Genomic DNA, 18,515 nt, shown 5'->3' on the forward strand with positions numbered 1-18,515 from the left:
GACCCTCATGCAACGCGGTCTCCACCTCCGCCTGACTCCCGCCGAGGCGGCGAGAGTGCTGGTCACCGCCGGTGACGACCCCGCCCTGCGGGCCGCTCTCGCCGCTCTCGAAGAGGACGTCGCCGCCTCTGGCCGCGCCGGCGAGATCGACAAGGCCTGGGACCCCATCGCCTGCGCGCTCGCACCCGAGGGTCCGGCCGCCGACTGGCCCGCCCGTGGGGTCATCGGCGGTGCGCGGTCGCTGCAACACGACGCCGACGCATCCTGGGTCACGCACTCGTCGCCGGCGGAGGTGAGGGACGTCGCCGCCTTCCTCGCCGCGCTCACGGACCCTGCCTTCCGCACGGCGTAAACCGAGATGCCCGACGAGCTGCGCAACCCGGAGCATGGACCGGACGAAGAGAGCTACGCGCTGAGCTGGCTCGCCCGCCTTCGCGAGTTCTACGCGGCCGCGGCCGCCTCCGGCCAGCACGTGGTGTTCTCCGTCGGCTTCTGACCAGCATCCGGCGGCCAGCCCACGGCTGCCGCCGCCACTGGGTCAGGGACCATGCGCTCTGGCGGCTCGCCGTCCGACCGGACGGACCGCGCCGGCATCCTCCCACGTCGGCGAGCTACAGCGACGTGCCGATCAGCGCGCTCACGCGCGCGATCTCGTCCTCGTCGCGCTGGTAGTGGGACCACTGCCCGATCCGAGTGCAGGTGACGAGGTCGGCTCGCTGCAGCGTGGCCATGAACTGCGAGGCCGTGGACTGCGACACCTCCGCGCGCGCCTGGATGTGCTTCAAGCAGACGCCCACCTCCTCGGCCGGCCGATCTTGCGGCGGGAAGGAGCCGGGATCCTTCAGCCATCCGAGGATCGCGAGCCGTGTCGGATGCCCGAGCGCCTTGAACACCGTCGGGGGGAACCTCATCAGCCACCTCGAACGGCAGGGGGGCTGGTCCATCGTGGGTCTGTCGCGCCGCGGCGGTGTCGACGCGGGTGCGGTGCGGCACGTCGCCGTCGACCTTCTCGACCGCGAGGGCACCGCGAACGCCCTCGCCGAGCTCACCGACATGACCCACGTCTTCTATGCCGCCCACCAGGACCGGCCCAGCTGGACCGAGCTCGTCGCCCCCAACCTCGCGATGCTGGTCAACGTGGTCGACGCCATCGAGCCGATGTGGCCTGCGATCGCCCGGTTCTTCGAGCTCGAGGTCGCACCTCCCCTGCCGATGTCGCTGGCCGACGTCATGGCCGACAAGGAGGAGGTGTGGAACGAGATGGTGGCGCGCCACGGGCTGCGACGCACGCCCTACCGGGAGGTGTCGTCGTGGCAGTTCGGTGACTTCGTGTTCGGCTGGGACTACGACGTCATCGCCGACACCTCGAAGTCGCGCCGCGCGGGCTTCCACGAGTACGTCGACACCGAGGCCATGTTCCTCAGCGTCTTCCAGGACCTCCGCGACCAGCGCATCATCCCGTAGGGAAGGGGCCGGCTCTCAGGCGCGGAGAGCAGCGGCCTCCTTCTCGGAGAGCGGGCGGACGGGGTACCCCTGGAGGAGCAGGAACAACTTGGCGGTCTCCTCGATCTCCTCCAGTCCATCCAGAGCAGCCTGGAGCGAAGGCCCCGCGACGACCGGGCCGTGATTGCTGAGCAGCTGAGCTCGATGATCGACGGCCGTGCGCTCCGCGAGCTGTTCCAGCGAGGGATCACCCGGTGCGTGGTACGGGAGGAGCGGGAGCCGCCCTATGCGCATGACGAAGTAGGCGGTGAGGGGCGGGAGGGCGTCGGCCGCGTCGAGGTCGGCAAGACAGGAGACCGCAGCCGAGTGGGTGGAGTGCGTGTGGATCACCGCGGTGTCGTCTGGACGTGCGCGCAGGATCGCCGCATGGAGGAATGCCTCCTTCGAGGGCTTCGGGCCCTCGACATGCCGCCCCTGCAGATCGATGACGGCGAGGTCCTCTGCCTGCACGGCACCGAGGCTGCTCCCGGTGGGGGTGACCAGGATGTGGTCCCCCACCCGCACGCTGATGTTGCCGGTGCTGCCGTGGGTGAGCGACCGGCCGAACAGGGATCGCGCGGCTGCAACGATGTCCGATCGTTCGTGGGAATCCTTCATCGAGTGGCCTTTCAGACGCTGGTGGCTGCACGGGTGAGAAGAAGCGGATCACCGAAGTTCCCGGACTTGAGCAGGAGCGTGAGCGGCCGAGGTCCGGCCGTGACGATCCACGGCACCCCGGGCGCCGCCTCCGGTCCGACTGCTCCGCCGACGACACCGAGGGCCGTGGTGACCGAGCCCGATGTCTCGCCTCCGGCGACGATGAGCCGGTTCACCCCTCGTTCGACGAGCCCGCTCGCGATGCGTCCCATGGCTCCCTCGAGGATGCGTGACGCCCCCTCCGCGCCGAGCACGTCCTGCACGTGATGCAGCTCCTCGGCCGGCATGGTGGAGTAGATGAGCGGGGCAGAGGCCGGGTCCTGCTGGCCGTACCAGGCGAGAGCGCGGTCAGAGAGCTCAGCGGGGTCGGGGTAGGTGATCGCGTCGAGCTGAAGAGCGGGGTGTCCCTTCTGCATCATGTGTGCGACCTGCTCGAGCGTCCTCGCGGAGCAGCTGCCCGCGAGGACCACGCTCGTGAAGCCCTCGTGCGAGGAGCCGGCCGGAGAGGCGTCTGGCCGCGCACCGGCTCGAGCGGCGTGCGCCGCTCCCCACCCCTCGGCGAGACCCGCAGCGCCGGTCACGAGGATGTCGTCGACGCACGCCGCACCGATGGTGAGGAGGTCGGCATCGTCGATGGCGTCGACGACGACGTAGGTGCCGGCCTCGTGAGCCGTCTCGGCGAGGCGCTGGCTCACGTTCTCCACGCCGCGGGCCACGTCCCGGTGGTCGAGCAGAGCCACGGGATGCGCGGTCTGATGCGCCAGGACCCTGGGAAGGAACGAATCGGTCATGGGGGTGAGCGGATGGTCTCGCATCGAGGAATCGGAGAGGAGCTTCTGGTCCACGTAGAGATGCCCCATGTACTGGGTGCGCAGGTGACGAGGCGAGGCCGGCACGAAGACGACCCGTGTGGCGGCGAGCGCACGGCCGAGGGCGTCGGCGACGGGCCCGATGTTCCCGTCGGCTCTGGAGTCGAAGGTCGAGCAGTACTTGAAGAAGATCTGCGTCGCGCCTTGTTCGCGAAGCCAGTCCAGCGCATCCATCGACTGGGCGACCGCATCCGAGGGGGCGATGGTGCGCGTCTTGAGCGCGACGATGACGACGTCCTCGTGGTGCCGCTCCTCTGACACGTCTTCCAGGCTGAATCGGATGCCGACGCTGAGACCGACGCGGCGGAACGCGACAGCGATGTCGGTGGCGCCGGTGAAGTCGTCTGCGATCGCGCCGATCATCGGACCTCTCCCGTGATCGCACGGCGGAGTGCCTCCACAGCGAACCGCGGGCCCGACAGGACGGGGATCCCGAGCCGGTCCTCGAGGGTCGGGGCCGCGGGAGCGAGCGAGTACTGGCCGAGCACGACGGAGTCCCACGCGGTGCCCGTCGTCGCCATGGCGTCGATGATGCTCGTCACGAGCGCATCGATGTCACCTGATCGCGACGCTCCGACGGCCCCTTCGGCCACGACCCCCTCGACCGGGCGGTCCTCGCCGAGCTCCTCTCTGATCCTCCTGAGCGAGTCGGCGAGAGGCCCCGCGGCGGAGGAGACGACCAGGATGGCGCCGTCCCGGTCGCGAGCGGCCGCGGCCCCGAAGACGGCCTCGTCCGGCCCCAACACGGGGACATCCGTCCCCTGGGCGCCCAGTCGGGCCACAGGAGAGTACAACGAGCACGTCAGGAGGACGCCATCGGCGCCCTCGGTCACGGCATGATCGATCAGTCGCCGCATCCGAGCGGTCAGTCGTGGTGTCAGCCCACCCTCGTCTTCGGCCTCCTCGAGGAGGCGGTCGTCGAGGATGTTCCACACGGTCGCCTCGGGGAAGTGCGCCTGAAGCGCCGCCGTCACCGGCGGGATCGAGGCGGGAACTGCGCTGATCAGCGCGATGAGAGGTGATCGGTGTGCCATGGCATGCTCCGCTTCAGCTGGTCGGATTCTCTGGGATGTCACCCGGGAACAGGGGAAGGGCGTAGGTGTTCTGCTGCGTCCCCGGGACGACGCAGGCGGCGACCACCTCTCGCCAACGGGCGTAGTGCGGCGCAGCGCGATGCGCGGTCTCGAACGCGGCCTCGTCGACGTAGATCTCGTAGAAGTAGAAGGTGGTGGGATCGGTCGCGTCCTGATGGACGTCGAATCGGAGGCAGCCTGGTTCATCGGCCAGCGATGCCCGCGCGTTTGCGCGGATGCCGGCGACGAACTCGTCGCGCTTCTCGAGCGCGATCTGGAGACGGACGAAGACGGTGTACATCGGGAGCTCCTCTGTCAGGCTTCGATGAGGCGGCGAAGCGTCCGGGCGGCCGCTGCAGCGGGGCTGATGACGTGGGAGTCGGTGATCTCCGCCAGGAGCGGGGCCGCCGGGGCGAGCGAGTACTGCGCCAGCACGATGACCGACTGGCGCGGAACGGTGCCGGCGATCACCTCGGCCACCCTCCGGTAGTCCGCCGCCAGCACGGCGGGCATCACCTCCGCGACCAGGGTGGAAGCGACGTCGAGCGTCGCTCCCCTCGACTCGGCGTGACCGAGAAGGCGTTCCTCGGAGTCGCGAAGGGCTGCGGGCATCGACGAGACCAGGGTGATCCCTCGGCCCGCGCCGACGGCCTCATCGAATGCTGCGTCGTCGGACCCGAAGACCGGAACCCCGTCGGAAGGCTGGAGCCCCGCCATGAACGAGTACAGCGAGCAGGTGATGAGGACGGCGTCAGCGCGGTCCACGGCGCTGTCGATGAGATGCTGCATGCGTTCCTGCAACGCCGTCGTGACCCCGTCGCCGGCCAGGGCGTCGTCGATCAGCCGATCGTCGAGGAGGTTCCAGATCGTGCAGTCCAGCTCCGATCGCACCGCCTCCTGTGCAGGCCGCATCGCCGCCTGCACACCGTGCACCAGAGCGATCCGCGGGTGTGCCGATCGCTCACTGGACGTCTTCGCGGTCATGCGTCCCGCTCGCCCGTCGTGGCCTGCGGGGCACGCGATGCGACCACGGCCTCGGCGACCTCGCTGGCGAAGCGATCGGTCGTCGCGGAACCGCCGAGATCGCGCGTGCGGGTTCCGGAGTCGACGATGACCGTGTCGACGGCGGACTCGATGGCGCGCGCAGCGGACGAGTACGCGCTGTTCCCGGTGCGGTCGCCCCACCAGGCGAGCAGGAGCGCCGAGGAGATGATCAGGCTGGCGGGGTTCGCGATGCCCTGCCCCGCGATGTCGGGCGCGGAGCCGTGCCCGGCGTTGGCTGCGGCGTGATCGTCCCCGACGTTCAGGGCACCGGCGAGCCCGAGTCCGCCGGCCAGCGCCGCGGCCTCGTTGGAGAGAATGTCTCCGAACATGTTCGTCGTCAGGATCACGTCGAACTTCGCGGGCCGCAGGTAGAGGTCGGCGGCCATGGCGTCGATGTCCATCTCATGGAGGCGCACGTCCGGGTACGCGGCGGCGACCTCGGAGACGGCGGCCATGAAGAGCCCGTCGGTCACCTGCATGACGTGCCGCTTGCCGACCATGGTGACCGAGCCGCGACGCTGCCGGGCGTGCTCGAAGGCGACCTTCGCGATGCGCCGTGACGCCTCTGCGGTGATGACCCTGAGCGAGAGGGCGGTCTCTGAGGTGGGACGGAACTCCCCGTATCCCTCGAAGAGGCTCCGATCGGCGTAGAAGCCCTGGGTGTTCTCCCGCACGATCAGCACGTCGAGGCCCTCGCGGCTGAGCGGGACCCCGGGTCGATGGCGAGAGGGTCGCAGGTTGGCGTACAGGTCCAGTCGCTTGCGGATGGTGCCCGGGATGTTGATGCCCCCTTCGCTCACCGGCGGGTAGGCAGACATCCCCCCGGGGCCGAGGATCACTCCGTCGGCTTCGACGCAGGCCTCGACGACCTCGGGCGAGAGGGTGGTGCCGATGCGGCGATAGGAGGCCATGCCCACCTCGTGCTCGTCGAACGTGAGTCCGAGCGCGAAGGCCTGGTCAGCCGTGTCGAGCACGTGGCGGGTGGCGGCACTGATCTCGGGGCCGATGTCATCACCGGGCAGGAGTGCGATTCTCATGAGGTCCTCAATGGGGTGTCGTGAACAGGATGGAGGTGGGAAGCAGGAGGGGTCAGAAGGGCAGCACGACACCGTCCTCGTGAGCGATCCGTCGGAGAGCGTCGATGGTCCGTTGCGGCAGATCGAGCCCCCCGGCCTCGAGCGCCGCCTGACGATGACGGTCCTCGACCTCGCCCGGGTAGAGCACGCGGGCGTGGCCCTCGGCCGGAGGCACGCTCGTGACCTCGCTGACGATCCGCCCGACCCGCTCGGTGTACTCCGCCATCGACCCGGCGGCGGAGACGTCGATGGCCAGGAAGAGATGTCCCGCGCCGCTGCGCGCGGTCGGCTCGTACGGGCCGTGGACCCCGGTTCCCACCTCGCTGCCGGTGAGCGCACCCGACAGGACGTCCATCATGAAGGCGATGGCGTAGCCCTTGTGCCCCGCCATGGGCAGGATGACGCCGTCCACGGCCTCGGCGGGATCGGATGTGGGATTGCCGTCGCGCCCGAGCGCCCAGGTCTCCGGGATCGAGTCGCCGCGCTGCTTCGCGAGGTGGATCTTCCCTCGCGCCACCGCTGTGTTCGCGACGTCGACCACGACGACCCGGTCGCCGAATGGGGCGGCGACGGACCAGGGGTTGGTGCCGACGGCCTTCTCTCGGCCGCCCCAGGGCGCCATCGCCGGAGACGCGTTGGTGGTCAGGATCCCCACGCACCCCTCCGCTGCGGCGCGCCGAGTGAAGTACATCGCCGTCCCGAAGTGGTTCGAGTTGCGCACACCCACCGCTGCCACGCCGAACTCGTGGGCGCGCCGGACGGCCTCCGTCCTCGCACGCTCGGCGAGGACCTGCCCGATGCCGTCCCTCCCGTCCATGACCAGGAGTGGGCCGGTGTCGCTGACGATCGCCGGCTCGGTCCGCGCCGTCATGCTGCCGGCGCGCAACCGGTCGATGTACCACGGGAGGCGGAGGACGCCGTGGGACTGGTGACCCCACAGGTCTGCGGCGACGAGACTGTCGGCGATCAGCTCCGCGTCGCCCGAGGGGACTCCTTGAGCCTCGAGCAGCGAACGGACGGCGACGATGACCTGCGCCGCATCGAGCCGCAAGGCGTGATCCGGCCTAGAAGAGCGGGTAGGCAAAGAGCCCTCCCACGGCCAGCATGATCAAGGCGACGATGACCGCGCGGACGATGACCTTCTTGACGTGATCACCCAGGTTCACGTTCGCCAGCCCGATCAGGAGGAGGAACGAGGCGACGAGAGGACTCGACTGGTGCAGAGCCTGGCCGACCAGCGAGGCGCGAGCCATCTCGACCGGCTCGATGCCGAAGTGCGACGCCGTCTCCGCGAGGATCGGCAGCACACCGAAGTAGAACGCGTCATTGGTCATGATGAAGGTCAGCGGGATGCTGAGGATGCCCGCGATGGTCGCCATGAACGGTCCGAGGAACGGCGGGATGATGCTGACCAGCCAGGTCGCCATCGCGTCGACCATGCCGGTCCCCGACAGGACGCCGGTCAGGACCGAGGCCGCGAAGACCATTCCGACGACGGAGATGATCGAGGATGCGTGAGCCTTGATCTGCGCGGACTGATCCTTGATGCGCGGGAAGTTCACGACCAGCGCGATCGAAGCGGCGATCATGAAGATCAGCACCGGCTCGGTGAGGTCCATGACCAGGACGACCATCGTCGCGACGGTGAGCACGAGGTTCACCCACACCAATCGAGGGCGTGCGTTCGGGCGAGCCATGAGATCGTTGCCCTCATCGTCGACCGCGACGGAGAAGCTGTTGGTGAGCACGACCGTCGAACCGGTCGCGTCGTCGGCCGCGGCGGCGCCCGCCCGCCGGGCAGCGGAGGAGTTCGCGCGGAGCTCGCGGTCCACGACGTCCGCCCGCTTCAGGAATCCGGGAGAGTCCGCCAGGACGAGCCGGCCCAGTCGCTTCGACTCGCTCCGTCCCATCAAGTAGGCGATCACCAGGACCGCCAGGAGGCCCGCCACGATTGAGGGCACCATCGGGACGAAGATGTCGATCGGTGAAACGTTGAGTGCCGCTGCCGCACGCGAGGTCGAGCCGCCCCAGGGGACGGTGTTGAGGACGCCGTTGCTCATGGCCGCGATCACCGTCAGCACCACGGGACTGAGACCGAGCCGGAGGTAGAGCGGAAGGAAGGCCGAGGTCACGATGATGAACGTCGTCGACCCGTCCCCATCCAGAGAGACGACCGTCGTCAGCAGCGCGGTCCCGACCACGAGTCGGGTGGGATGGTTGCCGACGAATCGGAGGATCAACCTGATCAGCGGGTCGAACAGGCCGACATCGATCATGGTGCCGAAGAACATGATCGCGAAGAACAGCAGCCCGGCCGTCGGTGCGAGCTTGAGCAGAGCCTCCATCACCATGTCGGTCAGGCCCAGGCCCGCGCCGGTGAACAGGCCGAAGACGATCGGCACGAGGATCAGGGTCACCATCGGCGTGGCCCGTTTGGCCATCACCAGGTACAGGAACACCGCGATCATCGCGAAGCCGAGTACTACGAGCATCGTTGCTCCTTCAGGGTCTCGAACGGGGAGGAAGCGCGCGGGTTAAGTTATACCCGCAGGTATACCCATCTGACAAATACAATCGTGACATGAGCGGATCGAGTTCCGGATGGCAGGGGAAGGCGGACATCGTCTATGCCCTCCTCCGCTCCGACATCGAGACGGCGAAGCTCGCCCCTGGACAGACGCTCTCCGAGATCGACCTGGTGGACTACACGGGCGCTTCGCGCACTCCTGTCCGTGAGGCCATCCGGCGTCTCGCCGCGGACGGGCTGGTGGAGCTCGAGCCCCGACGCGCGCCGACCGTCTCCCGGATCTCCCTCCGAAGCGCCAGGGCGCTCTTCGAGTTCCGACGGATCCTCGAGCCGGCGGCGATCCGCCTCGTCGCGGCTGCAGCCGAGTCCGATCAGACACTGCACTCGGCGATCGAGGAGCTCCAGGACAGGTTCACCGAGCTCAGCACCATGGAGTTCCTGGCGAGCGCTCCGGATCGGTTCACCGACGCCACCGCTGAGTTCGACGCCCTTCTGTCCGCTTCCACTCCGAACGAGTACCTACGACGCTCGATCACGGACCTGCGTCCGCACAGCGCCCGCCTCCGACACATCGCGCACAGCGACCGGAGCCGGATCAGGGACTCGATCGGCGAGCACCTGACGATGTGCCAGAGCATCCTCTCCAGCGATCCCGACCGCGCGGCTGATGCGATGACCGCACACCTGAACCACGTGGAGGAGGCGATCTTCCGCCACCTCCTCACCGCATCGGACGCAGAGTTGCTCGTGTCGTAGCTGATCTCCTCGAAACCGGAGGCATCGCCCGGGCGCCGCGCAGCGCTGCCACCGAGCTCTCGCCGATCCCCGTCGGGCGAGCCGCGTGGTGAGGGTCTAGGGTCGGGGTGCATGACGGGTGAACTGGCGATGGAGATCAGGGTCGTGGGTGAGCTGTCCGACATCCACGGCTCCTCACCCGATGTGGACGAGCAGGTGATCCGCGCCGTCCGGGCCGTGCTGGCGCTCGCGCCGTCGGTGCAGGACATCGAGCGCGCCGAGCGGCTCCTCACCTCGATGACGGACGGTGCGCTGCAGGCCGGCGCCGATGCGTCCGTCGCCGACGACGACGGTCAGATCTTCTGGATGGAGCAGGGCATCACACGGGAAGCAGACCGCGACCAGCGCCTGCGGGCGCTGCGGACCGTGCGGGAGCACCTCACCTGACCGGTTCGGGATGGTCGGCTGCACCGGGCGGAGACGCACAGGCTCACGGTCACCACCAGGGTGTAGCGTGGCCACATCTGAAGGGGGAGCTCCCCACATACCCGGCTGGGAAGTCGACACCGACCAGTCAGGAGCCCACCATGGGCACCACCCCCGCGTCTCCAGAAGACCGCGCCTCCTCAGGCCAAGACCGCGACACACCGCAGGCCGAGGCGGTCGAGACCAACATCCCCTGCGGCCACTGTCCCGACGGGATCCTCCTGATCCGCGACGACGGGTACGTCTACTGCCCTGCCTGCGACCACGAGCGTCCGCCGCAGCGCGGCCGGGCCGCTCACACCGCGGCGAGCGACACGTCGACCGTCGCCGAGCATCGCTCCCGGTACCCGGAGCGGATCGACGACACCGATCTGTTCGTCCCGAAGGTGGAGCTGGCCGCGGCAGCATCGGACGCCGCCCGCGCGGCCAACGACGCCGACTACGTCGCCTACCAGCAGCGGTACAGCGCCGCGATCCAGCCCGCGACACCCTCTCGGCCACGACACGCCGCCACCGCTGCGTCACGACGACACGGCGTCAGACGTGCGGGTTGACGAGCCGCTGCCGCAGGGGCCGTACCGCAGCAGAGCCCTGCTGGAACAGTGGGTGCAGGAGTTCCGCGAGCAGGGGCACAGCATCGCCGGCGGTCTCGACGTCGCCCTGCAGGACGGATCCGACGGCGGAGACACCGGGCTGGTGATCGTCCATCTGGAGAACGAGTACGCCGACATCTATCTGCAGCCCCGGCAAGGGGATCCCTTCTGGGAGGCGACACTCACCTCCCGCCTCCGGGATCGGCCTCTCACGCCCTACCAGCTCGCCGCCCTCGCCTCGGAGCTCGTGGTCGCCGGCAACCTGTGCACCTTCCTGCAGTTCAAGTCGCTGGACTGGGACCGCGCCGCCGGTGCTTCTCAGCGCTTGCGGCGGGTGTAGATCTTGACGAGAAGGGCAGCCGAGAGCGCGACGACGAGGCCTAGAAGGATCGGGCTGATGTCCTTGCTCAGGCTCTCGGCGCGATCCGGCCGGAACGCCCAGATCGCGAGCGGTGCAGCGTAGGCGACGGCCAGCGCCCCGACCCACCACCGAAGGGCTCGACTGCGGGCGTCCCGGAGCGTGAAGATCACCGCCAACGCCACCGGGACGGCCGCGAGCAGTGCGAACTGTCCGAGCAGGAGGACCGGCGTCACCCAAGCGGAGACGATGATCACCGGATGGGCGCGACGAGGCCTCCGAGCCTTCGTGGAGGGGACGGGCGGCAGGAGCGGTGTGGACATTTCTTCTCCGTTTCATCGAGGCGAGGGATGCGGCGGGCCGCCGACGGGGGCCGGCCAGAGGCCCCGTCGGCGGGCGCTGGGTCATCGGGTGGTGCGGGCTCGGAGCGCGGCGATCGATCCGAGCAGGGCGAAGCCCGCGGCTCCGAGGAACAGCCACGAGAACCCGCCCGTGAGGGCGTCGGCGGAGGCCGCACCCGTGGCTTCGAGCGCGCCGGTCCGCGCGGTCGCGACGGAGGCCAGGATCGCGAGCCCGAGCGCACCGCCGATCTGCTGGCTGGTGTTGATGAGTCCACCGGCGAGGCCCGCCTCTCCCCCGTCGACGTCGTCGACGGCGAGCTGCGTGGCGGTGACGAACGCGGCGCCCAGGCCGATCCCGATCAGGATGCTCGGACCGAGGATGTCCACGACGAAGTCGGCGTCGCTGGGTGATGCGGCGAGCCAGACCAGGCCACCGGCGAGCACGAACAGCGACCCCATCAGCGTCGCCTTCAGGCCGATCCTGCGCACGATGCCCGGGGTGACGCCTGCCACGATCACGAGCGCACCGGCGAGGGGGAGCTGGGTGAGGCCCGCCGCGAGCGCGTCGTAGTGGAGCACGGCCTGCATGTAGACGGAGAGCGCGAAGAACAGGGCGACCATCGCCCCGCCGACGAGGAGCATGGCGAGGTTTCCGGACGCGAGGTTCCGGTTGCGGAACACCGACAGCGGCACGAGAGGGTTGCTGCTCCGTCGCTCGATGAGCACGAACGCGAGGGCGAGGACGATCGCCGCAGCGCCGAGCCCGATCGTGATCGGGTGGGCGAAGCCGACCTGTTCCACCGCGCTGAGGGCTCCGACCATGGCCACCAGGGCGCCGGTGATGGTGGCGGCTCCCGGGTAGTCGAGACGCGACGGAGTGCTGGCGCGATCCCGGGTGACGAGCGCCGGGATCAGCGCGAGCACGACGACACCGACCGGCACGTTGACGAAGAACACGGCCTGCCAACCGATCGCCGCGGTCAGCACTCCCCCGAGCAGGACCCCCGCCGCCGAGCCGATGCCCGCGACGGCGCCCCAGAGGGAGAGCGCCTTGGTGCGGTCGGCCGCGGACGGGAACAGCTGCGTCACGAGAGCGAGCGCCGCCGGTGCGAGCAGAGCCGCCGATGCGCCCTGCAGGGCTCGCGCGGCGAGCAGCATCCCGCTGCTGACCGAGAGGCCGGCGAGCATCGACGCGGCCACGAATCCGAGAACACCCAGGAGGAAGAGCCTGCGATGCCCGTACCGGTCGGCGAGTCTGCCGCCGAGGAGCAGCAGTCCTCCGAACGGCAGGACGTAGGCGGTGATGACCCAGGCCAGGGCCACCGTGTCCATGCCCAGCTGTGTCCCGACTTCAGGCAAGGCGATGTTGACGATCGACGCATCGAGGACGACCAGGAACTCGGCGAGGGCCAGGATCCCCAGCGCGAACCAGCGGTGGGTGCTCCTGGGGCTGTCCTGGGCGGCGGGGCGGGCCACGGAACCATCCGCGGCGGCGGGCTTCACATTCATCGCATTCTCCTTCATCGAGGGGTAGAGAGTGATTGCTCACTCACTCTTGACGGCGCGCAGAAGCGCCCTGCGCGTCGGGGGTCGAGGTCAGTCGGGGTGGCGGATGCCGTGGGAGAGGATCGTGGCCCACGACTCAGGGACGTCCTCGAGGTGCGCCGTGACGATCAGGTGGCACAGCTGGCCGTAGGCGATGAAGCGCTGCACGGCATCGTCACTGCCGCCGGACCGATCCTTGGCGAACATCGTCACCTTCGCCAGGCCCGCACGGAGAGCCTCCCCGATCTCGGGGATCTCGGCGACGGACTGCGCGTGCACCTGGAGCATGAGCAGGGTGCGGTCCTTGATCAGGTCGGCATAGGCCGCCCCCATCTCGAACAGGACCGAGTCCGCATCCGGGTCGGCCGCCGCGTCGGCTCCGATGGCCAGCGCGGCCACGACCTGCTCGAAGCATCTCTCGAGAGCAGCCACGAAGAGACGTTCCTTGCTGGGGAACAGCTTGAAGACGTACGCCGGCGAGATCTTCGCCTCTCGAGCCACGTCGGCGATGGTCGTGCCGTGGAACCCGCCGCGAGCGAATTCGCGCACCGCCACGTCCGCCACGAGGGGCTTCCGCGCGTCCGCCGTCGAGAGGACCGAGCTTCGAGGTGTCATGAGAGTGACTGTACACTCACTCACCGATGCGGGCAAGCTCCGACGGTGGAGCGCGGGCCCCCTCCGAAGAGGGAGTCCACGCTCCGTGCTCGTGACCGGGAGGACCTCAGGCGGACGTCCGGGCGAACTCCTGGACGATGCGCTCGCAGAACGCGGGGAGGTCGTCCGGTGACCGGCTCGTCGTGAGGGTGCCGTCGGTGACGACGACCTCGTCGACGACCTCCGCGCCTGCGTTGCGCAGGTCGGTGCGCACGCTGGGCCAGGAGGTCAGGCGTCGACCCCTGACCCGGTCCGCCTCGGCCAGGGTCCACGGGCCGTGGCAGATGGCGGCCACGGGACGGCCGGAGTCGACGAAGTCACGGACGAAGGCGACGGCTCCGGCATCCATCCTGAGCTTGTCGGGGTTGACGGTGCCGCCGGGGAGGAGGAGGGCGTCGAAGTCGCCCGGCTCGACATCCGCGATCGTCAGGTCGACGTCGAAGCTGCCCGCGTCGTCGAGGTCGTGATCGCGCGCGGCGATCGACCCCTCCTTCAGGGAGATCAGCACGGTCTCCGCGCCGGCGTCGTCGAGCGCTCGCCGGGGCTGGTCCAGCTCGACCCGCTCCACCCCGTCTGCCGCCAGGATCGCCACGCGGCGACCGTCCAGTGCGCCGGTCATCTCACACCCTCGCTCTCGTGCGGCGTCCCCTGATGGACTACTGCTCTCATGTTCTCGTTCCCTTCGTCGTGATGTGTGTCGTGGTGTGCGAATGCGGCGCAGAAGCGCTCGCCTACGGCTTGAAGACGGCACGGACGCAGCCGTCGGTCTTCTCCTTGAACATCGCGTACCCCTGCGGCCCCTCCTCGAGCGGCATCACGTGGGTCGCGAGGTGCTCGGTGGTGAGCTCGTCTCGTGCCATCCGCTCCAGCAGCATCGGGATGTACCGGTGACCGTGCTGTTGAGCCGAGCGGAGCGTGAGGCCCTTGTTCATGATCGGACCCAGGGGGAACTTGTCGACGACGCCGCCGAAGACGCCCAGCACGAATAGGCTGCCGCCCTTGCGGGCCGCGAAGATCGCCTCGCGCACCGCGGTGGGCCGGTCGGTCTGGAGTCGCAGCTGTTGCTTGATCTGGTCGTAGGCGAAGTCGATCCCGTCGTTGTGCGCCTCCATGCCGACGGCCTCGATGCACACGTCGGGCCCACGCCCACCGGTGAGCTCCCTCAGCTCGGGCAGGACCTCGCTGGTCTCGTAGTTCATGGTCTCGGCGCCGATGACGCTCTCCACCTGCGCCAGCCGCTCCTGAAAGCGGTCGATGACGATGACCCGCTCGGCACCGAGGAGGAGGGAGGCGCGAGCCGCCATCTGCCCGACCCCGCCGGCGCCCCAGACGGCGACGGTGTCACCGGGCTTGACCCCGCCGAGATCCGCACCCATCCAGCCCGTGGGGGCCGCATCCGAGGCGAACAGCGCCCGCTCGTCGGAGACGCCCTCCGGGACGGAGAAGGCGCCCTGATCGGCAAACGGCACCCTGATGTACTCCGCGTGACTGCCCGCCCAACCGCCCAGCGCGTGGGAGTAGCCGTAGCATCCGCCCGGCGCCTGACCCCACAGCATCTCGGGGATGCCGGCGTTCGGGTTGCCGTTGTCGCAGAGTGAGTACAGCTCGTTCTTGCAGTACCAGCACTTGCCGCAGCTGATGAACGAGCACACCACGACCCTGTCGCCGATGCTGTGCTTGGTCACCGCGGAGCCCACCTCGACGACCTCGCCGATGAACTCGTGACCCAGCACGTCACCGGCACGCATGGTCGGCACGTACCCGCCCAGCAGATGCAGGTCCGATCCGCACGAGGTGGTGAGGATGACCTTGACGATGATGTCCTGCGCGTTCAGGATCTCCGGATCGTCGACGTTCTCGACCGCGAGCTCGTTCACCCCGGTCCAACAGAGAGCCTTCACAGCACACCCTCGCCCTTCGCCTCGTCCTCGGCCTTGTCGACGACCGCACCGAACAGGGTCGTCGGTCGCTCACCATGCGGACGCGGCACGGGACGCAGCACCTCGCCGGTCTCGACGATCTGCTTGGCGTCCCTGAGTGCCGCCCGCAACGCCTGCTCCGGGTCGTCGTCGCCGAAGACCGCCGGATCGGCGCCGTCCTTGACGCGGGCATGCACCTCGAAGCCCTTGTCGCCTGGAGCCGGCTGCACCCGCACCTCCAGGACCTCGACGAGGCGCTGCAGGGGCTCGGGGTATCCCCCCTGCTCGAAGGCCGCGGGATCGCCCAGCACCGTCACGGCCTTCCACCCCTCGGGATGCCGACCGTCGCCATCGGACTCCGATCTACCCTTCACCAGCGACCGCGCCACCACACCCACCGCGATACCCGCCGCACCCACAGCGACGGCTGCCTTCACACCCATGTCTCCTCCTTCTCGCGCCTTCGGTCACCGGTCGGGACACGCTGCGATGCGGTCCGCCAGGTGTGTCAGACGCTAGGCCGCGGCACGATCCGGCCCAGGGGATTCCCCTTGCGGGGGAACAGGAGAGACAATGCGGTGCTCACGGGGATGGGGACGCTCGGGACTGAGAGACTGGAGGTCGTGTCGGGATTCCACCATGTCGAGGTCTGGGTCGCGGACCTCGCGGAGGCTCGAGCCCAGTGGGGCTGGCTGCTCCGTGAGCTCGGGTTCGATCGTGCGGACGAGTGGGCGGGCGGTGAGTCCTGGGCTGCCGGTGGGGCCTACCTGACCCTGACGACGTCGCCGAACCTCACGGGGACGACCCATGATCGGCGATCACCCGGCGTGAACCATCTCGCCTTCAAGGCGGGGTCCCGCGACCGCGTCGACGCCGTCATGGCCGAAGCCGAGCAGCACGGGTGGCGACCGCTCTACCACGACCGCTATCCGCACGCCGGCGGACCGGACCACTACGCGGGCTGGCTGGAGAACACCGCCGGGTTCAAGGCCGAGCTCGTCGCGGACCCGTCATAGCGACACGGGACCGTGCGCCGGGCGGAGCCGCCGACCGTGTGACGGATCACGCGAGGCGCTGCATCAGACGCGCGGCCAGGAAGCGCACCCGGCCTCGGGGGCTCAAGGGGTCGTACCCGAGCTGACGGGTCCAGCCCTCGTGCCGCGCCTGCAGGCTGCTGTGGTGCAGGGAGAGCTTCACGGCGGCCGCCCGGATGCTCTCGCTCTCGACGACCACGTCCAAGACCGCACGCGTCCGCTCGTCGAGGCCCTCGAGCGCGTCGACGTCGGGATGCGGGGTCGCGGAGGGGTCGAAGGTGCGCGCCAGCAGGATGAGCACACCCAGCTCGGCGGCATCGACGACGCGATGGTCCTCCGTGGCGAGACGCAGGGCCAGGCGTGCATCGTCGCAGGCCCGGGGAAGGTCGTCGATGTCGTGCGCGACGCTGGTGCCGACCGGACCTTCCGCGGGGATGACGTCGCCGACGCCGATCCACACGGCCCCCTCCCTCGTCGCGAGCACGGTGGACGCGGCGACGGGGTGGGAGGAGTGCGGCGGGGCCGCGACGAGGCGTATCGGCCCAGTGAGCCTCAAGCGCTGGGCGGCCGCCTCACGGTCGACGCGGGAGGTGCCGGCGTCGACGAGTCGTTCGACGGCGCTCATGGCGGGATCCGTCCGCGCGAGGATGATCGACAGCGCGATCTGCGCGCGGTCGATGATCATGGCGTCGTTCGGCCCCGGCCCGCCGTCGCGGTGGAGCCACACGATGGGTGCGTCCGTCGGGGTCGTGTCGATCGGCGCGGCCGGCGTCATGCGAGCGCCGTCGGCGTCGATGCCGATGAGTCGGCCCCTCACGAGGGCCGTCGCCGAGGTCGCGCTGAGGATCGCCGCCGCTCGAACGATCGACTCGATGCCCGCGCCCCCGGCGACGAGCGAGTCGAAGTAGTCGATGACGCGGACGGACTCCCCCGCTGCAGGATCGAGCTCGGTCAGACGTCCCGCGAGCTCCTGCATGGCCTCACTCCTTTGTCGTGCTCAGCCTAGGCCGCCGGTCATCCGAGGAGTCGTCGGATCCAGCGGTCGCGGGCGTCGACGACGTCGTGGGAGAGGGCGGCCTGCGGGGCCAAGCCATCGAAGCCGTGGAACCCTCCGGGCCAGACGTGGAGCTCGGCCTGCCCGCCGGATGCCCAGATGGCGGAGGCGTAGGCGACGTCCTCGTCGCGGAACACCTCGGCGCTGCCGCAGTCGATGTAGGCGGGGGGCAGGCCCGAGAGATCGGTGGCGCGGGCCGGCGCCGCGTAGATGGACACGTCGGGGGTCCCTCGGCGATCGCCGAGGAGCGATCCCCAGCCCAGCAGGTTGCTGCCGCGATCCCAGACCCCGATCCCCTCGTACTGCCTCGTCGACACGGTCGCGTCGCGGTCGTCGAGCATCGGACACAGCAGCATCTGTCCGAGGAGCGGAGGACCCTGACGGTCGCGGGCCAGGAGGGCGACCCCCGCCGCCAGACCGCCGCCGGCGCTCGCTCCGGCGATCAGCAGACGACCCGCCTCGAGGCCGATCTCCTCCGCGTTCTCCGCCGTCCACACGAGACCGGCGTAGCAGTCCTCGACCGGATAGGGGTCGGGGAACTCCGGGGCCAACCGGTACTCGACGGAGACGAGCACGCCGTCGTATCGGTGGAGCCATTCGGCGAAGGCGGCGATCCCCCCGAATCGGTCGCCCATGATCATCCCGCCGCCATGGGTGTGGAGGATCCCGGGGCCGTGGCCGGTGCGCCCCTCCGCCTCGATGACCGAGACGACGATCTCGCCGCCACGGTAGCCGGCGATCGTGACGTCGCGGGATCGGAGCCGCGCCTTCGCGAGGACCTCCTCCGCGCTGGGCATCCCGGGGAGGGTTCCCTGGCGCAGAGCAGGGAGCATGTCCGCGGTCAGTGTGGGCGGCAGCATCGTGCTGATGACGTCGAGCATCGGCGCGAGCTCGGCGTCGTAGGGCGGGCGGGGCAGAACAGCTTCAGCGGCCATGGCAGACTCCTTCGTCCGGGTCGGCGCGACGGTGCGCCTGCTCTCATTCTGCGAGCACCCGCCGACGCGTGTCACCGCCACGTGGCGGGACGTGCCGGGCGATCCTCCGCCAGATGGCGGTGCGCGCGCGCAT

At 69.6% G+C, this 18,515-nt stretch carries 25 protein-coding genes; 8 read left to right on the forward strand and 17 right to left on the reverse strand.

What is annotated here, in order from left to right; all coding sequences use genetic code 11:
* The first annotated feature begins 7 nt into the window (after positions 1–7).
* Both IEX69_RS10660 and IEX69_RS21215 read left to right on the forward strand, forming a co-directional pair.
* Positions 8–352 carry a DUF1877 family protein gene (locus IEX69_RS10660; protein WP_174604534.1) on the forward strand — a complete coding sequence of 115 codons (345 nt, stop codon included), beginning with the start codon at positions 8–10 and terminating at the stop codon, positions 350–352.
* A gap of 6 nt (positions 353–358) precedes the next feature.
* Entirely contained in the window at positions 359–496 is a 138-nt protein-coding gene (locus IEX69_RS21215) for a DUF1877 family protein (RefSeq protein ID WP_157127319.1), read from the forward strand.
* A 115-nt stretch (positions 497–611) separates the two neighbouring features.
* Here IEX69_RS21215 and IEX69_RS10670 read toward each other — a convergent pair whose 3' ends face one another.
* Positions 612–911: an ArsR/SmtB family transcription factor gene (locus IEX69_RS10670; protein ID WP_085021612.1), complete on the reverse strand. Its 300-nt coding sequence runs from the start codon at positions 909–911 to the stop codon at positions 612–614.
* Positions 912–945: 34 nt separating this feature from the next.
* Here IEX69_RS10670 and IEX69_RS10675 point away from each other — a divergent pair, with 34 nt between their 5' ends.
* Positions 946–1,464: a Rossmann-fold NAD(P)-binding domain-containing protein gene (locus IEX69_RS10675; protein WP_229756309.1), complete on the forward strand. Its 519-nt coding sequence runs from the start codon at positions 946–948 to the stop codon at positions 1,462–1,464.
* Positions 1,465–1,479: 15 nt separating this feature from the next.
* Here the strand turns inward: IEX69_RS10675 and otnC are convergent, their stop codons facing one another.
* Genes otnC through IEX69_RS10715 form a run of 8 tightly spaced genes read right to left on the reverse strand, consistent with a single transcriptional unit; the run spans position 1,480 to position 8,693 of the window.
* Positions 1,480–2,100, reverse strand: a complete 621-nt coding sequence (gene otnC / locus IEX69_RS10680) for a 3-oxo-tetronate 4-phosphate decarboxylase (RefSeq protein WP_085020963.1) — start codon at positions 2,098–2,100, stop codon at positions 1,480–1,482.
* Positions 2,101–2,111: 11 nt separating this feature from the next.
* A complete protein-coding gene (otnK, locus tag IEX69_RS10685) occupies positions 2,112–3,371 on the reverse strand; it encodes a 3-oxo-tetronate kinase (protein ID WP_085020964.1) in 1,260 nt (419 codons plus the stop codon).
* Entirely contained in the window at positions 3,368–4,042 is a 675-nt protein-coding gene (locus tag IEX69_RS10690; protein ID WP_085020965.1) for an aspartate/glutamate racemase family protein, read from the reverse strand. The genes otnK and IEX69_RS10690 overlap by 4 nt, the downstream gene beginning before the upstream one ends.
* A 13-nt stretch (positions 4,043–4,055) precedes the next feature.
* A complete protein-coding gene (locus tag IEX69_RS10695) occupies positions 4,056–4,382 on the reverse strand; it encodes a putative quinol monooxygenase (RefSeq protein ID WP_085020966.1) in 327 nt (108 codons plus the stop codon).
* 14 nt (positions 4,383–4,396) lie between these two features.
* Entirely contained in the window at positions 4,397–5,065 is a 669-nt protein-coding gene (locus tag IEX69_RS10700; protein ID WP_085020967.1) for a hypothetical protein, read from the reverse strand.
* Positions 5,062–6,162, reverse strand: a complete 1,101-nt coding sequence (locus IEX69_RS10705; protein ID WP_085020968.1) for an isocitrate/isopropylmalate dehydrogenase family protein — start codon at positions 6,160–6,162, stop codon at positions 5,062–5,064. The genes IEX69_RS10700 and IEX69_RS10705 overlap by 4 nt, the downstream gene beginning before the upstream one ends.
* Before the next feature lie 52 nt (positions 6,163–6,214).
* Positions 6,215–7,252 (reverse strand): Ldh family oxidoreductase, encoded by a 1,038-nt coding sequence (locus IEX69_RS10710; protein ID WP_157127320.1) that lies wholly within the window; start codon positions 7,250–7,252, stop codon positions 6,215–6,217.
* Positions 7,253–7,265: 13 nt separating this feature from the next.
* Complete coding sequence (locus tag IEX69_RS10715; protein ID WP_085020970.1) at positions 7,266–8,693, reverse strand: CitMHS family transporter; 1,428 nt, start codon at positions 8,691–8,693, stop codon at positions 7,266–7,268.
* A gap of 89 nt (positions 8,694–8,782) precedes the next feature.
* Here IEX69_RS10715 and IEX69_RS10720 point away from each other — a divergent pair, with 89 nt between their 5' ends.
* From IEX69_RS10720 to IEX69_RS10735, 4 genes are all read left to right on the forward strand, one after another.
* Complete coding sequence (locus IEX69_RS10720; protein WP_085020971.1) at positions 8,783–9,484, forward strand: GntR family transcriptional regulator; 702 nt, start codon at positions 8,783–8,785, stop codon at positions 9,482–9,484.
* Between the two features lie 111 nt (positions 9,485–9,595).
* The gene (locus IEX69_RS10725; RefSeq protein ID WP_157127321.1) at positions 9,596–9,910 is read left to right on the forward strand and encodes a hypothetical protein; all 315 of its coding nucleotides are present in this window, start codon (positions 9,596–9,598) and stop codon (positions 9,908–9,910) included.
* A gap of 140 nt (positions 9,911–10,050) precedes the next feature.
* On the forward strand, positions 10,051–10,503 hold the full coding sequence (locus IEX69_RS10730) for a hypothetical protein (RefSeq protein ID WP_085020973.1): 453 nt from the start codon (positions 10,051–10,053) through the stop codon (positions 10,501–10,503).
* The gene (locus IEX69_RS10735) at positions 10,493–10,882 is read left to right on the forward strand and encodes a hypothetical protein (protein ID WP_085020974.1); all 390 of its coding nucleotides are present in this window, start codon (positions 10,493–10,495) and stop codon (positions 10,880–10,882) included. The genes IEX69_RS10730 and IEX69_RS10735 overlap by 11 nt, the downstream gene beginning before the upstream one ends.
* On the opposite strand, the gene IEX69_RS10740 is transcribed toward IEX69_RS10735, so the two are convergent.
* The 6 genes from IEX69_RS10740 to IEX69_RS10765 form a co-directional block, all read right to left on the reverse strand.
* Positions 10,861–11,223, reverse strand: a complete 363-nt coding sequence (locus tag IEX69_RS10740) for a hypothetical protein (protein ID WP_085020975.1) — start codon at positions 11,221–11,223, stop codon at positions 10,861–10,863. The genes IEX69_RS10735 and IEX69_RS10740 overlap by 22 nt on opposite strands.
* A gap of 81 nt (positions 11,224–11,304) precedes the next feature.
* A complete protein-coding gene (locus tag IEX69_RS10745) occupies positions 11,305–12,750 on the reverse strand; it encodes an MFS transporter (RefSeq protein WP_085020976.1) in 1,446 nt (481 codons plus the stop codon).
* Between the two features lie 87 nt (positions 12,751–12,837).
* Positions 12,838–13,401, reverse strand: a complete 564-nt coding sequence (locus IEX69_RS10750) for a TetR/AcrR family transcriptional regulator (protein WP_085020977.1) — start codon at positions 13,399–13,401, stop codon at positions 12,838–12,840.
* Positions 13,402–13,507: 106 nt separating this feature from the next.
* Entirely contained in the window at positions 13,508–14,059 is a 552-nt protein-coding gene (locus IEX69_RS10755) for a type 1 glutamine amidotransferase domain-containing protein (RefSeq protein WP_085020978.1), read from the reverse strand.
* 112 nt (positions 14,060–14,171) lie between these two features.
* Complete coding sequence (locus IEX69_RS10760) at positions 14,172–15,341, reverse strand: zinc-dependent alcohol dehydrogenase (protein ID WP_085020979.1); 1,170 nt, start codon at positions 15,339–15,341, stop codon at positions 14,172–14,174.
* Positions 15,338–15,802 carry a hypothetical protein gene (locus IEX69_RS10765; protein ID WP_085020980.1) on the reverse strand — a complete coding sequence of 155 codons (465 nt, stop codon included), beginning with the start codon at positions 15,800–15,802 and terminating at the stop codon, positions 15,338–15,340. The genes IEX69_RS10760 and IEX69_RS10765 overlap by 4 nt, the downstream gene beginning before the upstream one ends.
* A 180-nt stretch (positions 15,803–15,982) precedes the next feature.
* Between IEX69_RS10765 and IEX69_RS10770 the strand changes: the two genes are divergently transcribed.
* Complete coding sequence (locus IEX69_RS10770) at positions 15,983–16,375, forward strand: VOC family protein (RefSeq protein ID WP_085021614.1); 393 nt, start codon at positions 15,983–15,985, stop codon at positions 16,373–16,375.
* 46 nt (positions 16,376–16,421) lie between these two features.
* On the opposite strand, the gene IEX69_RS10775 is transcribed toward IEX69_RS10770, so the two are convergent.
* On the reverse strand, positions 16,422–17,369 hold the full coding sequence (locus IEX69_RS10775) for a hypothetical protein (RefSeq protein WP_085020981.1): 948 nt from the start codon (positions 17,367–17,369) through the stop codon (positions 16,422–16,424).
* A gap of 38 nt (positions 17,370–17,407) precedes the next feature.
* Positions 17,408–18,382 (reverse strand): alpha/beta hydrolase, encoded by a 975-nt coding sequence (locus IEX69_RS10780; protein WP_085020982.1) that lies wholly within the window; start codon positions 18,380–18,382, stop codon positions 17,408–17,410.
* Positions 18,383–18,515: the final 133 nt, after the last annotated feature.

The organism is Cnuibacter physcomitrellae (genome assembly GCF_014640535.1).
GTDB classification, from domain to species: domain Bacteria; phylum Actinomycetota; class Actinomycetes; order Actinomycetales; family Microbacteriaceae; genus Cnuibacter; species Cnuibacter physcomitrellae.